Raw genomic sequence first — 12,949 nt, forward strand, 5'->3', positions numbered from 1 at the left:
TCACGCAGACTACGGCGAGAGACGCAGCGAGAGAGACAGCGAGGAGACGACAGACATGCATGAAGTGACTTTGTTGATTGGCGGCGAAAGCCGTGGCGCGTCGGACGGCAAGACCTTCGAGCGGATCAATCCCGCGAGCGGCCGAGTTGCATCGCGTGCGGCAGCGGCCACGCTAGCCGATGCCGACGCCGCGGTCGAAGCGGCGTCGCGGGCCTTTCCGGCCTGGTCGGCGCTGGCGCCGACCGAGCGCCGCAAGCGGTTGCTGGCGGCAGCCGATCTGATGGACGCCCGCACCGCGCAGTTCATCGAAACCGGTGTCGCCGAAACCGGCGCGATGCCGAACTGGTACGGCTTCAACGTGATGCTGGCCGCCAACATGTTGCGTGAGGCCGCGGCCATGACCACGCAAATCGACGGCGACGTGATTCCTTCCGACGTGCCGGGCAGTCTCGCGATGGCGGTGCGCCAACCATGCGGCGTGGTGCTCGGTATGGCGCCGTGGAATGCGCCGGTGATCCTCGGCACGCGGGCCATTGCCATGCCGCTCGCGTGCGGCAACACGGTCGTGCTCAAGGCGTCGGAAGGTTGTCCGGGCGTGCATCGATTGATCGGCAGCGTGCTGCAGGAAGCCGGTCTCGGCGATGGCGTAGTCAACGTGATCACGCATTCCGCTGAAGATGCACCGGCGATCGTCGAGCGGCTGATTGCGCATCCGGCAGTACGTCGCGTGAATTTCACCGGTTCGACGCGAGTGGGGCGCATTGTCGCGCAACATGCGGCGTCGCATCTGAAGCCGGCGTTGCTTGAACTCGGCGGCAAGGCGCCGGTGGTCGTGCTCGACGACGCCGATCTGGATGCGGCCGTGGCCGGCATCGCGTTCGGCGCGTTTTTCAACCAGGGGCAGATTTGCATGTCGACGGAGCGGGTGATCGTCGACCGGAAGATTGCGGACGCGTTGGTCGAGAAACTCGTGGCGAAAGCGCTGACTTTGAAAGCGGGCGATCCGGCCGCTGCGGATTCCGTGCTCGGCGTGCTCGAGAGCGCCGCCGCCGCGCAACGCATCAAGACGTTGATCGAAGATGCGCGCGAGAAGGGCGCCAGGTTGCCGGTCGGCTGCTCGGTCGAAGGCGCCGTGATGCAACCGGCGATTGTCGACGGCATCACGCCTGCCATGAAGCTGTACGCGGAAGAATCGTTCGGACCGGTGGTCACGGTGCAACGCGTGGACGGCGACGAAGAAGCGATTCGAATCGCCAACGACAGCGAGTACGGACTCTCGGCAGCGGTATTCAGCCGCGATGTGTCCCGAGCGTTGAACGTGGCGAAGCGTATCGAATCGGGCATCTGCCATATCAACGGTCCGACAGTGCACGACGAAGCGCAGATGCCGTTCGGCGGTGTGAAGAAAAGCGGTTACGGGCGATTCGGCAGCAAGGCGTCGATTGCCGAGTTCACGGATCTGCGGTGGATCACGATTCAAACCGGACCTCGGCATTATCCGATTTGAGCGTGGCGCTCGCGGTTTTCACACCAGATCAAAGCATTAAAGAAGGTGGCTTTGCCGCATAGGGCACAGAGCACAGAGTGAAGCGCCCGGCGTCGCAGCAAGGCGCCGCGCAGGCACTTTTCCAAGGAGACAGGCTTTGCATTCCGAGCCGATACAACCGAACACCCCCGACGCGCCAAAGCGCTACCGGGCGACGACGATCGGCGCTTCATCGTTGCACACGCAACGCCAGGGCGACACGTGGTATTTGCGCGCGGCTGAACCGCTCGGCGAGCATCCGCAACGTATGACCGAACGGCTCGCGAGCGGCGCGCAAGCGCATCCCGAGCGATGGCTGGCGGCGCGTCGCGGCAGCGATGGTCAATGGATCGGCCTGAGCTACGCGAAAGCATTGCAAAGCGCTCGCGCGATCGGCCAGGCGCTGCTCGCGCGGGATCTTTCCGCTGAACGGCCCGTCGTGATTTTGTCGGGCAACGATCTCGAACATCTGCAATTTGCGCTGGGTGCGATGTGGGCGGGGATTCCCTATGCCGCGATTTCGCCCGCCTACGCGCTTGCTTCCGGCGATTTCGGCAAGCTGCGCCATACGATCGATTTGCTGACACCGGGTCTCGTGTTTGCAAGCGCCTACGATACGTTCGCCAAGGCAATCGACGCAGTCGTGTCGGCCGATGTTGAAGTGGTGGCCGCGAGATTGCCACGAGAACAGCCGGCGACACGCAACGTGACTTCGTTCGACGACCTGCTGAACACAACGCCAACCACGGTCGACTCCGTTCACGCCACGGTGAGCCCGGACTCGATCGCCAAATTTCTTTTCACCTCGGGCTCCACCAAGCTGCCGAAGGCAGTGCCGACCACGCACCGCATGCTGTGCAGCAACCAGCAGATGCTGCTTGAAACGTTTCCCGAGTTCGCGAAGGAACCGCCGGTGCTGGTCGACTGGCTGCCCTGGAACCACACGTTCGGCGGCAGCCACAACGTGGGCATCGCGCTCTACAACGGCGGCACGCTCTACATCGACGACGGCAAACCGGTCAACGGCAAATTCGAGGAAACCCTGCGCAATCTGCGCGAAATCGCGCCGACCATCTACTTCAACGTGCCGAAGGGTTGGGAGGAGCTGGCGATTGCGCTGGAACGCGACGAGCAACTGCGCGAGACGTTCTTCTCGCGCGTGAAGGTCTGTTTCTTCTCCGGTGCCGGCTTATCGCAAGCGGCGTGGGACCGGCTCGAACGCGTCACTGAAACATATTGCGGCGAGCGCATTCGCATCATGGCCGGACTCGGCATGACGGAAACGTCGCCGTCGTGTCTGTTCACCACGGGGCCGATCATGCGCGCGGGCTATGTGGGCCTGCCCGCGCACGGTTGCGAAGTCAAACTCGCGCCGGTCGGCGACAAGCTCGAGGCGCGTTATCGCGGGCCGCACGTCATGGCCGGCTACTGGCGCGCCGACGCGGTGGAGTTGCAGAACGCCTTCGACGAAGAAGGCTACTTCCGCAGCGGCGACGCCTTGCGCTTTGTCGACGTGGCGCGACCAGAACTCGGACTGCTGTTCGACGGGCGTATCGCGGAGGACTTCAAGCTGAGTTCGGGCACGTTCGTGAGCGTCGGTCCGATGCGGGCACGCGTGATTTCCGAAGGCGCGCCGTATGTGCAGGACGTGGTGGTCGCCGGCATGAATCGCGACGATGTGGGGTTGCTGGTCTTTCCACGTCTGGACGATTGCAAGCGGCTGGCTCGCTTGCCCGCTTCGGCGAGCGCGCAAGAGGTGGTCGAAGCACCCGCCGTGCGCGCGCACTTCGCCGCGCTGCTCGACACGCTCAATCGCAGCGCCACGGGCGGCGCGACCACCATCGCGCGTCTGCGGCTCATGGACGTTGCGCCGTCGCTCGATCTCGGCGAGATCACCGACAAGGGCTCGATCAATCAACGCGCGGTGTTGACGCATCGTGCCGCGCTCGTCGAGACGATGTATGACGTGGCGCAGCGCGATCCCGCGGTGATTGTCGCGAACGCATGCGGCGCGACGTGACGTGCGCGCCGCGGAATCAGACAGGGAACGGTAGATGAATCTCGATCAACTCGTCGCAATCGACACCCACGTGCACGCGGAAGTTTCGTGCTGCCAGCCGCCGGATCTGTTCGGCAAGGAATTCGACGATGCCGCCGACAAGTACTTCGGCACCGTGCTGAAACTCGGGCGGCGACCAACGATTCCCGAGACCATCGAACACTATCGCGAGCGCAAGATCGGCTTCGTGATGTTCACCGTGGACTGCGAAGCGAACCTCGGGCGGCGGCGCATTCCGAACGAAGAGATCGCCGAATTCGCGCAGAAAAACAGCGACATCATGATCGCCTTTGCGAGCATCGATCCGCACAAGGGCAAGATGGGTGTGCGCGAAGCGCGCAAGCTGATCGAGGAACACGGCGTGCGTGGTTTCAAGTTTCATCCTACGATGCAGGCCTTTTTTGCCAGCGACCGCCTTGCCTATCCGCTCTATGAACTGATCGCCGAACACCGTCTCACGGCGGTTTTTCACAGCGGCCATTCCGGCATGGGATCGGGCATGCGAGGCGGCGGCGGGTTGCGTCTGAAGTATTCGGAGCCGATTCATCTCGACGACGTCGCGGCGGATTTCCCCGACATGAACATCGTGATCGCACATCCGTCGTGGCCGTGGCAGGAGCAGGCGTTATCGATCGCCTTGCATAAGCCCAATGTCTATATCGACTTGTCCGGCTGGTCGCCGAAGTATTTCTCGCCCGAGTTGATCCGCCACGCCAACACGGTGCTAAAGCGCAAGATGCTGTTCGGTTCGGATTTTCCGCTGATTCAGCCGGACCGCTGGCTGGAGGATTTCAAGCAGGTCGGTTTCAGGGAAGAGGTGCAGCCGTTGATTCTCAAGCAAAACGCAATCGGCCTGCTGGGACTTCAAAAAGACACCTGAGCGGCCAGGGGCGGTGAGAGGGTTGTTGGGAGCAGGACAGGTCCACCGCGCACGGCAGAGGCGTTTCGCCGTATACAATTCGGCAGCGCCTGACTTTTGCCCGCTTTTTTGCCCAATACCGACCTGATCCCATCCATGCCGAATCCGACCCGGGCCTTCCTTCTTGGCCCGCTCCTGAAAGGCGTTTCACGCTCCTTCTATCTCACCCTGCGCGTGCTGCCCGTCGGGATGCGCGATCCGATCGGACTCGCTTACCTGCTGGCGCGCGCGGCCGACACGATTGCGGACACCTCGCTGATCTCGCCGGAACAACGCCTCGCCTTGCTGTTGTCGCTGCGTGCTCAGGTGAACGGCGCGACGGACGACGGCGCGTTGTTCCAACGCATGGCCGCGGAAGTGGCGGGGCAGCAGGACCAATCGGACGAGAAAGTGCTGCTCGAATCGCTCGGCCCCGCGCTCGACGTGTTGTCGCAACTGAGCGAATCGGATCGCAAGGCCGTGCGCGAGATCGTCTCGACGCTGACCGAAGGCATGGAGTTCGATCTTCGCACCTTCCCCGATGAACGTTCCGGCCAGATCGCGGCGCTGCGCGAATACGACGAACTCGACCGCTACACGTATCTGGTGGCGGGCTGCGTCGGCGAATTCTGGACCACGATGACCTACGCGCACATGCCCGGCACGCTGAAGGAACGGCCCGAGACAATGGCTCGCCGCGGTGTGCGGTTCGGCAAGGCGCTGCAGATGACTAACGTGTTGCGTGATTGCGGCAAGGATTTGCGGATCGGCCGCTGTTACCTGCCGCAGACCCTGCTCGACCGATACGGTCTAAGCGCACGGGATTTGTTGTTGCCGGCCAATTGCGTGCGTGCCCGTCCGCTGATGGTCGAGCTTTTGCGCAAGACACTCGATCATTTCCGCGAAGCCCTCGATTACACACTGGCGATTCCCGCGTTTTCCGTGCGTTTGCGGCTCGCCTGTTTGTGGCCGATTCTGATCGGTCTTGAGACGCTGCTCCTGCTCGTGGACAACGATGCCTGGCTCGATCCGCAGAAAGTGTCCAAAGTGCGGCGTAATAGGGTGTATCAGATCATCGCGTCGTCGCTGTTGCTGGTGCCTTCGAATGGACTGGTGCGCAACGCCATTGAACAGCGAATCAGGCAAATCGAAGCCCGGCTCTGAGGGCGGCGAAACACACAGTGTGTGGGAACGTATCAGATAAAAACCCGGTGCCGTAGTTTGGTGGACAACCCCTTTGTTCGATCCAGCCTCACATGGTGCTCACCAGTCAACACCATTGCGACAGCCTCGGCCTGATTTAATCTGCATCATGGAATAGCCATCGATCGGGAAACCCCTAGGACCGTGTATCCATGGTTCGCGTTAGTCTCTTCCAAAGAGGAGGCGAACCATGAGACAAGCGTTCAATATTGCCGTAGTGCTGTTGCTCGGCTATCTGATGGCAGATAGAGCGCTGATGCGCGCGCAAGCGGGAGAGATGGGAACAATAACGTGTCACCAGGGCGCGGAGATGGTCAAATCGAACGCGCTGAAAAAAGGCTTCGGAGACATCGGGGCCAGCAGCCAGGGCGAGAATTTTCTCTCGAGCTGCCTCGTCACCGGGCGCGGTCAAGTGGGCGATCTCGTCGCACGCGACTGACGCGGGTCGCCGGCCCAACATCTGAAACCGGCATCTGGTCCGCCATTGCGGGCGCCGTTTCGATACTGACAAAGGCACCGCCGAACAGGGCGCCAATAAAAAAAGTGCCCGGACCGTGAAGGGTCCAGGCGAAGCCATCGGGAACCCGATGACGGAGGTAACGGATAGACATCTGGCCCGCGATCGGGGACACCGGTCGCGGGCCAGTTTGTTTTGAACCATCGCGCACCGGTTACTGGCGCGCCAGGCGGTTGATCGTCGCACAAGAATGCTTCGTGCCTGTGCCGTCGAACTCGCGGTATAGCGGGTTACTGTCGGGTTACTGCCTGATTACCGCGTGGCTACTGCTCAATTGCCGAAATAAACCGACTTCGGACCATTCGCGGGAACCGGGCGACCCGCTTGAGAAGCGCTGTTCACCGTGCCACCGTAACCACTTTCCGCTGCCTGCGCGGTGCCGTTTTCACGAGCGACGCGAGCTTGTGCGGCCTGAATGTCGGCCGGGTAGTACGGGTCGGCGAGGCCGGGGTGATAGCCTGCCTTTTCGAGCTGAATCAGTTCGGCACGCACTTGGGCGCGGGTCACGGGCTGGTTGGACTGCGCAAACGAAGCAACAGGAGCGGCCAGCACAGCAGCGATAACAACAGCTTGAATGAGCGATTTCATGATGAACTACCTCCAATTCGTTTTTTATCTTGCTACGAACGTTGTTGTTCGTATTCAGTGATTGCATTGTAGTTTTGCGACCTGGAGAGAGTAATCACCGTTTGAGGTAATGTTTGTTGCTGAATTTGAGACAAACAGCTGAACTTCAAACGCAAGACACGCGCGACGCAGCACGCGGCGAGCCGTTCTCTCGTCGCGTGCTTCGTTTGGTCCGTGAACGAATCGCCATCAACTGCCCGAGAAAATCGGACCCTGCCCACCCGGCGTGAATTGCTGGAATGCCTCGCTGTGCGACGGAGCCGGCGCCGCTTGTGGATGCGCTACTGAAGCGGTCGCGGGCTCGCGCAGCGTGAGCGCGCTGTCCGGCGTGATGGGCACGCTGGGCTTGGCGAGCAGTTCGGTCTTTCGCATCGATCCCACCGACGTGCCGAAGTAGTAGCCGATGATGCTGATCCACGCCGTACCCAATGCGCCGACGATCACGTTGACGAGATCCTTGTTCGCGCCCGGTAGCGGCTGGAAGGCCATGAGCAGCAGAATGCCGAAGAAGCCGGCGGTGACCGCCATCGCAAGGACTTTGGGCACCCAGTCCTTATTGCTGATTCCCATTGCGCGCGCGTCGGCCCGATCGGCGGCCTGGATGCGCGCCATATCGCTTTGGTGCGCAAGGCTCGCCTGGGCGGCAGTGACCATCAATTGTTGCAACTGCAGCGAGTTCGCACTCTCGGCTTGCCGGACCTTCTCGAGCGCGCTGGGATCGTTCAACGCGAGTTCCACGACGCCGGGATCGCTCGGCGTGCCGAGCGCATGCGAAATAATCGCGGCGGCGGCCGTCACGCCCACGCCGATCGGACCACCCACGAGGCCGGCGAGAAGCGGTGCGCTACTGCCGATGTTCGACGCTACTTTAGACCAGTCCATCATGCTGCTCCCAGGAGAAGATTAGCGGCCATTCTTTCGGTCCATCCACGGCTGAAATTGGGCCATGCGTGCAGGTTCCGCAGGTAACGCAAGCGATGGGCGGCAAAGCGCATGACAAACTTCAAAGGGTCCGCGCTCTTGATCGCGTCGAGTGTGTCCGGGCCGAACTTGCCATCTTCTTTCGCACCGGAAGCTTTTTGCATCCACAACACCACCAGGCCGCCGTTGTAATTGGCGTCGAATATCTGGAAGGCAACGCGCGGGTCGAGTTCGTCGAGATGCAGCGGGTCCCAGTACTTCTGTTTGGCGATCTGTCTGGCGGTATCCAGCGGCAGGTCTTTCATGGCGCCGGCATAGCCCGCGCTGCGTGCCACGCGCGCCGTGACGCCCCACATCGTTTCACCGCCAGGGTCATGCGGATTGAAGGAGTAACCGCCTTCATTGCCGATCAGGGCCCTGTACGCATCTTCGAAATTGTCCATCGAACATCTCCTCTTCAACTAGGTGTATGACTGCAACGGTTAGGTGCTGCGGACCAAGCCATCTGCATGGCAACCATCCGGTATGGCCGGGTGTTCGTTACGCGGTTTGCAACTGAGTTGAGGCGGGTGGATTCGAAACAGGCCTGACGCCGCCGTTGGGTTTCGACGCGTCTGGGCGATTGCCTCCCTGCGCCGCTCTGGCAAGCCGCGCCAGATGACTTTCTCGCGCTGACAAAGTCCCCGCATCGAGTTGCAACGCTTGCGCATATTTGCGCGAGGCGCCGGGCAGATCGCCTTTGCGATCCAGTGCCCGGCCCCATTCCGCGTAGGAGGGCGCGAGATCGGGGCGCAATGCGACGGCGCGGGAGAGCTTTTCGATTGCTTCGTCATAGCGTCCCACGGTGACGAGCGCTTCGCCCCAATCGTGCAGGTTGTCGACAGAGTCCGGCTTCATTCTGTCAGCCTGCTTGAATGCATCGAGTGCTTCGGAATAGCGATTCGCATGCAACAGCACGTCGCCGAGAAGACGCAAATTTTCCGCCGTCTTCGATTTCTCGCTGGCGCCGGCTCGCAAGGCTTCGAGCGCGTCGTCGATGCGATGCTGCTGTTCGAGTGCAATGCCAAGGCTAGCGTGCAGCACCGCCGAATGCTGGTACACGGTCAGCGCTTCGCGGGTCTGCTGCTCGGCCTCCTTGGACAGCCCCTGATTGGCAAGCAGCCACGCTTTGCCGGCGAGCGCCCATTCGCCTTGCTCGGAGGCGGGCAGTGCGAGCACTTCGTCGTAGATCGTGACGATCTCGCCGTAGTCGCATTGCGCGAGCGAACACTTGGTTCTCTGAACTTGCGAGTAGAGATGACTGGCGAGAATATTCGGCTCGGCAAGACGCATGGCTTTGACCGCGATGTCGTGCACGAACTTCTCCAGGTCGCGTCCTGCGAAAGACACCGTGCTTTCGCGGGAATTAAACGGACCGCCTTCAATCTGCACATGCGCCACGTAGGCGTCCGCGCTGTCGTTGACCTTCGTGATGCCGACATGAACGACAACGTCCGTGCGTTTGATAACGCCTTTGATGAAGCGCACGGTGGTCGCATACGACATCTCCTGACCGGGGATCTGAATGTCCGGTTGTGCGTCGTTGTCCGTCATGGTGTCGTGCGGGATCGACTCGGCGTCCTGACCGATTGCTCGCATCGAAGACATGATGCGTTCCGCGAGAAAATTCGATGTATAGCCGCGTTCCACCAGCGACTGCGGCGTTTCGACGGGCGGCACCAGCAATTGCCGCGTGAGTACGCCGCGCACCACGAGGCAGAAAAAACCGATGGTGAGCACCGCGAAAACCCACGGCAAAACATACGGCCACAATTGTTTCGGGCCTCGCCCGATGAAGCCGGCGGTCCGCAACCCGAGCGGCACGAATCCGGTTGAAAAGTCGCGATTTGCAGTGTGACGCTTTGAACTGCCTTCCGCGGAAAAAGACCGGCTTCGCCAATTCACTCGCCGACGTTGGCTCTGCACACTCGACATGACGCACCTCGATTCAACCGATGTTGGTAAGTGCACGACTGGGTGGCGTGTATTACGCATCGACCGTGCCATTGCGCACAGTGCCTTATGCAACGGGCGTGTAGGCGTTCGCAGCGAATGTAAACGCGGAAATGTGTTGCGTGGCGGCCAACGAATGTGGAGCGTGAGTTTGCTGGCTGGAGACAGGCGGCGGGGAGTGGGTGGGGAAATGAGGTGTTTCGATCAGGCGCCATATTTTCTCCCGTCGGGCGACGGGACAAATACGGCGTCATTCATGCAGCGAAGCCGGCGGCGAATTATTCCGCTACGCGACCGGCTCCCATGCCACGGCGCAGTTCAGTTGCCTCCCTTGAACAATTCTTGCAGGCGCGCTGCTTCGCCGCTTTTCTGCGATTGAACGAGCTGCTGGTAGACGTCCGCACGAGTGAGTCCCTGTGCTTTTGCTGGACCGCCGGACATCGAAGTGGTGGAGGGTTGCCCGCCCACCGCGTCGGCTGCTGTCGGCTGAGCTTGCGCTGTACTCTCCGTGCTGGTGTCCTGAGCGTGCGCTTGCCACGTGAACGCGCAAAGCAGTCCGCCTGCGATGATCAGAGCCTTCTTCATGTCCCTCTCCTTCAAAGCTTTGGCGCCGCCCTCGCGGCACCGCATTTCGGAAGTCCCGCCAGGCTTGCACACGACACATGCCGGACAAATTGGCGGGACACAGGGCGGAGACGATCACCGGCTTCCTTGTCGAATTCTGCGCAGCGCACCAGGGAGGTGCGTTATCGAAATGCTTCGTATTGCAAGGAAAGGTGCACGCTGAGGCTTTGTCGTTCGGCGACGGTTCAGAGAGTCGGACTTGCCTCCACCATGTGAAAGAGACGGATGGGTTGCATTCAAATTCAAGTATTAATCAGCCATCCTGAATGCGTATGTGGAAAAAATAAACGGAAGTAGCGATTTTGAACACCCGTCTCGCATTCAAGGTTCGATTTGGCTTACAGATTGAGTTGATTGGACGACGCATCCTCACCGCGGCATCAACTTACGATTTTGAAATCTATCAGGTCGTTCGGCCAGCAATCAGGCAAAGCCTAATTTCCGCGCATGGATTCCTCTGACTGTCCCACCGCTATCCGTCGTCATACGATTGCGCTCGCTGTTGTTCGTCGGCTGCCAGTGCTTCGATAAACGTCGCCATCAACATTTCAATTAGTAATGCATAGCGGTAAGGAAATGGTGCGATACGTGCTCCATGGCGTTAGCGTTTTGAAAGACGCTGGATCGAAGCGCTGCTGAAGAACGAATGACTTTGACGGCGAGTCTTTCGCTTTGGAGATGAAGTGATCAGATTGCCAAATGCATTGTGTGGTGCCTTGCTTTTGGCAACACTGCTGCTGCCTCCGGACTGCAGCATGGCGTTTGCGCCTTTCCCGCGGTGATAGGAAACGCGTCTTCATAGACTAAAAAAGAAAATGCCGTTCAGTCCACGACTGAACGGCATTAGCCTCGATGCGGGTGTTGCTATACAGCGTGCTGGGACACCGTGATCAAACCGCAGCCGGCCGCCACTTCAACAGTCGCTGTTCGACCGCAGTCAACAGATAATCCGCTGCCAGTGCGACCACGGCCAACACAATCATCGCGGCGAAAACACCACTTGCGTTGAACGCGCCTTGCGCAGTCGAGATCAACAGTCCGATACCTTGCTTTGAGCCGAGGAACTCGCCGACCACCGCACCGACCAGCGCAAAACCGAAGCTCACGTGCAAGCTGGCAAGAATCCAGCTCAATGCCGACGGGATCACCACCGAGGTCGTCACCTGGCGGCGCGATGCGCCGAGAATCTGCGCATTCGCGATCATGTAGCGATCGGCTTCACGCACGCCCTGAAAAGCGTTGGCGAACACGACGAAGAACACCATCACCACCGCCAGCGCCACCTTCGACGCCATACCCAGCCCCAGTGCAATCACGAACACCGAACCGAGCACCACGCGCGGAATCGAGTTGGCGATCTTGATGTAGAGACTGAAGACGTCGGACAGCAGCTTGTTGCGGCCGAGCACGATGCCGCAGAACACACCGGCGACCGAACCAATTATGAAGCCAAGCCCGGTTTCTTCGAGCGTGACCCACACTTGCGTCAGCAGCGGACCTTGCGAGGTGCCGTTCACGAACCAGTCGATGATCTGTTCGAAAATCGCGCTCGGCATTGAGAAGAAGAATGGGTCGATCCACTTCAGGCGCGCGGACAGTTCCCACCCGCCGAGTACGACCACCAGCACGACGATACGCAGCGAGATCACCAGCGCGTGACGCTGCCGGATGCGTTTTTGCGCCACACGTTCGACATGGGCGAGCGATGCGGCGTCGATGCCCGAGCGCATCATCTGTTGAGGGGTAGTAGACATGTTTGCCGTTCCTTGATTAGCCGATCTGCACTTCTTCGCGCAGGTCGTGCCAGATGTCGCGCGAAATTTCGATGAAACGCGGGTCGTAGCGCACTTCCGAGGTGACCCGCGGACGCGGCAGATCGATTTCGTACACTTTCTTCAGCGTCGCCGGACGCGCGGTCAGCACGAATACGCGGTCGGCGAGCGCGATCGCTTCCTCCAGGTCGTGCGTGACGAACACCACCGAGCCCGCGCCGCCCCACAGTTGCAGCAGTTCGTCCTGCATCAGCGTGCGGGTCTGCATGTCGAGCGCCGAGAACGGCTCGTCCATCAGCAGGATTTCCGGCTTGTTGATGAAGGTCTGCGCGAGCGCCACGCGCTTTCTCATGCCGCCGGACAGTTGATGCGGATAATGCTTGCCGAACTTGTCGAGGCCGACACGGCGCAACCATTCGTTGGCTTCGTCGTACGCGGCGGATTTCGAACGGCCTCGATACAGCGGACCTGCCGCCACGTTGTCGAGCACCGAACGCCACGGGAACACGGCGTCGGCCTGAAACACGAAACCGATACGCGGATCGATGCCGTCCACCGGCGCGCCCATCACGCGCACTTCGCCCGTGGTGGGCTTCAGCAAGCCGGTGATCATGCTGAGCGTGGTGGACTTGCCGCAACCCGTGGGGCCGACCACCGCGACGAATTCGCCGCGCGCCACCGACATGCTGAAGTCGCGCAACGCGATCGTCGCCTTGCCATCAGGAGAAATGAAACGGCACGACACGTTGCGCATCTCGATCGCTGGCGTATCGCGTGACAGGGGTTGATTCATCGGCTGATGCCTCGTTGT

The 12,949-nt window shown here is 60.7% G+C and carries 12 protein-coding genes; 5 read left to right on the plus strand and 7 right to left on the minus strand.

Annotation, left to right across the window (positions count from 1 at the left end):
- Positions 1 to 55: 55 nt before the first annotated feature.
- The 5 genes from HF916_RS13180 (at position 56) to HF916_RS13200 (ending at position 6,124) form a co-directional block, all read left to right on the plus strand.
- Positions 56 to 1,507, plus strand: coding sequence for an aldehyde dehydrogenase (locus HF916_RS13180; RefSeq protein WP_168789392.1), 1,452 nt, complete (start codon positions 56 to 58; stop codon positions 1,505 to 1,507).
- Positions 1,508 to 1,643: 136 nt separating this feature from the next.
- Entirely contained in the window at positions 1,644 to 3,545 is a 1,902-nt protein-coding gene (locus HF916_RS13185) for a feruloyl-CoA synthase (RefSeq protein ID WP_168789393.1), read from the plus strand.
- A 34-nt stretch (positions 3,546 to 3,579) separates the two neighbouring features.
- On the plus strand, positions 3,580 to 4,464 hold the full coding sequence (locus HF916_RS13190) for an amidohydrolase family protein (RefSeq protein ID WP_168789394.1): 885 nt from the start codon (positions 3,580 to 3,582) through the stop codon (positions 4,462 to 4,464).
- A 135-nt stretch (positions 4,465 to 4,599) separates the two neighbouring features.
- Positions 4,600 to 5,646, plus strand: a complete 1,047-nt coding sequence (locus tag HF916_RS13195; RefSeq protein WP_168789395.1) for a squalene/phytoene synthase family protein — start codon at positions 4,600 to 4,602, stop codon at positions 5,644 to 5,646.
- Positions 5,647 to 5,875: 229 nt separating this feature from the next.
- Positions 5,876 to 6,124 (plus strand): hypothetical protein, encoded by a 249-nt coding sequence (locus HF916_RS13200; RefSeq protein ID WP_168789396.1) that lies wholly within the window; start codon positions 5,876 to 5,878, stop codon positions 6,122 to 6,124.
- A 348-nt stretch (positions 6,125 to 6,472) separates the two neighbouring features.
- On the opposite strand, the gene HF916_RS13205 is transcribed toward HF916_RS13200, so the two are convergent.
- From HF916_RS13205 to HF916_RS13235, 7 genes are all read right to left on the minus strand, one after another.
- On the minus strand, positions 6,473 to 6,790 hold the full coding sequence (locus tag HF916_RS13205) for a DUF4148 domain-containing protein (RefSeq protein WP_168789397.1): 318 nt from the start codon (positions 6,788 to 6,790) through the stop codon (positions 6,473 to 6,475).
- A 228-nt stretch (positions 6,791 to 7,018) separates the two neighbouring features.
- Positions 7,019 to 7,711 (minus strand): hypothetical protein, encoded by a 693-nt coding sequence (locus HF916_RS13210; RefSeq protein WP_168789398.1) that lies wholly within the window; start codon positions 7,709 to 7,711, stop codon positions 7,019 to 7,021.
- A complete protein-coding gene (locus HF916_RS13215) occupies positions 7,711 to 8,193 on the minus strand; it encodes a glycoside hydrolase family 108 protein (protein ID WP_168789399.1) in 483 nt (160 codons plus the stop codon). Before HF916_RS13215 ends, HF916_RS13210 begins: the two co-directional genes overlap by 1 nt.
- Before the next feature lie 97 nt (positions 8,194 to 8,290).
- Positions 8,291 to 9,724: a tetratricopeptide repeat protein gene (locus HF916_RS13220; protein WP_168789400.1), complete on the minus strand. Its 1,434-nt coding sequence runs from the start codon at positions 9,722 to 9,724 to the stop codon at positions 8,291 to 8,293.
- A 336-nt stretch (positions 9,725 to 10,060) separates the two neighbouring features.
- Positions 10,061 to 10,327 carry a hypothetical protein gene (locus HF916_RS13225; protein ID WP_168789401.1) on the minus strand — a complete coding sequence of 89 codons (267 nt, stop codon included), beginning with the start codon at positions 10,325 to 10,327 and terminating at the stop codon, positions 10,061 to 10,063.
- Positions 10,328 to 11,256: 929 nt separating this feature from the next.
- Positions 11,257 to 12,120: an ABC transporter permease gene (locus HF916_RS13230; protein WP_168789402.1), complete on the minus strand. Its 864-nt coding sequence runs from the start codon at positions 12,118 to 12,120 to the stop codon at positions 11,257 to 11,259.
- A gap of 16 nt (positions 12,121 to 12,136) precedes the next feature.
- Positions 12,137 to 12,931 (minus strand): ABC transporter ATP-binding protein, encoded by a 795-nt coding sequence (locus HF916_RS13235; protein ID WP_168789403.1) that lies wholly within the window; start codon positions 12,929 to 12,931, stop codon positions 12,137 to 12,139.
- Between the last annotated feature and the right edge of the window lie 18 nt (positions 12,932 to 12,949).

The organism is Paraburkholderia aromaticivorans (genome assembly GCF_012689525.1).
Lineage (GTDB): Bacteria > Pseudomonadota > Gammaproteobacteria > Burkholderiales > Burkholderiaceae > Paraburkholderia > Paraburkholderia aromaticivorans_A.

Coding starts and splice junctions, on each gene's coding strand:
- HF916_RS13190 (WP_168789394.1), top strand. CDS start 3,580: ATGAATCTCGATCAACTCGTCGCAATCGACACCCACGTGCACGCGGAA.
- HF916_RS13195 (WP_168789395.1), top strand. CDS start 4,600: ATGCCGAATCCGACCCGGGCCTTCCTTCTTGGCCCGCTCCTGAAAGGC.
- HF916_RS13180 (WP_168789392.1), top strand. CDS start 56: ATGCATGAAGTGACTTTGTTGATTGGCGGCGAAAGCCGTGGCGCGTCG.
- HF916_RS13225 (WP_168789401.1), bottom strand. CDS start 10,327: ATGAAGAAGGCTCTGATCATCGCAGGCGGACTGCTTTGCGCGTTCACG.
- HF916_RS13200 (WP_168789396.1), top strand. CDS start 5,876: ATGAGACAAGCGTTCAATATTGCCGTAGTGCTGTTGCTCGGCTATCTG.
- HF916_RS13215 (WP_168789399.1), bottom strand. CDS start 8,193: ATGGACAATTTCGAAGATGCGTACAGGGCCCTGATCGGCAATGAAGGC.
- HF916_RS13235 (WP_168789403.1), bottom strand. CDS start 12,931: ATGAATCAACCCCTGTCACGCGATACGCCAGCGATCGAGATGCGCAAC.
- HF916_RS13210 (WP_168789398.1), bottom strand. CDS start 7,711: ATGGACTGGTCTAAAGTAGCGTCGAACATCGGCAGTAGCGCACCGCTT.
- HF916_RS13205 (WP_168789397.1), bottom strand. CDS start 6,790: ATGAAATCGCTCATTCAAGCTGTTGTTATCGCTGCTGTGCTGGCCGCT.
- HF916_RS13220 (WP_168789400.1), bottom strand. CDS start 9,724: ATGTCGAGTGTGCAGAGCCAACGTCGGCGAGTGAATTGGCGAAGCCGG.
- HF916_RS13230 (WP_168789402.1), bottom strand. CDS start 12,120: ATGTCTACTACCCCTCAACAGATGATGCGCTCGGGCATCGACGCCGCA.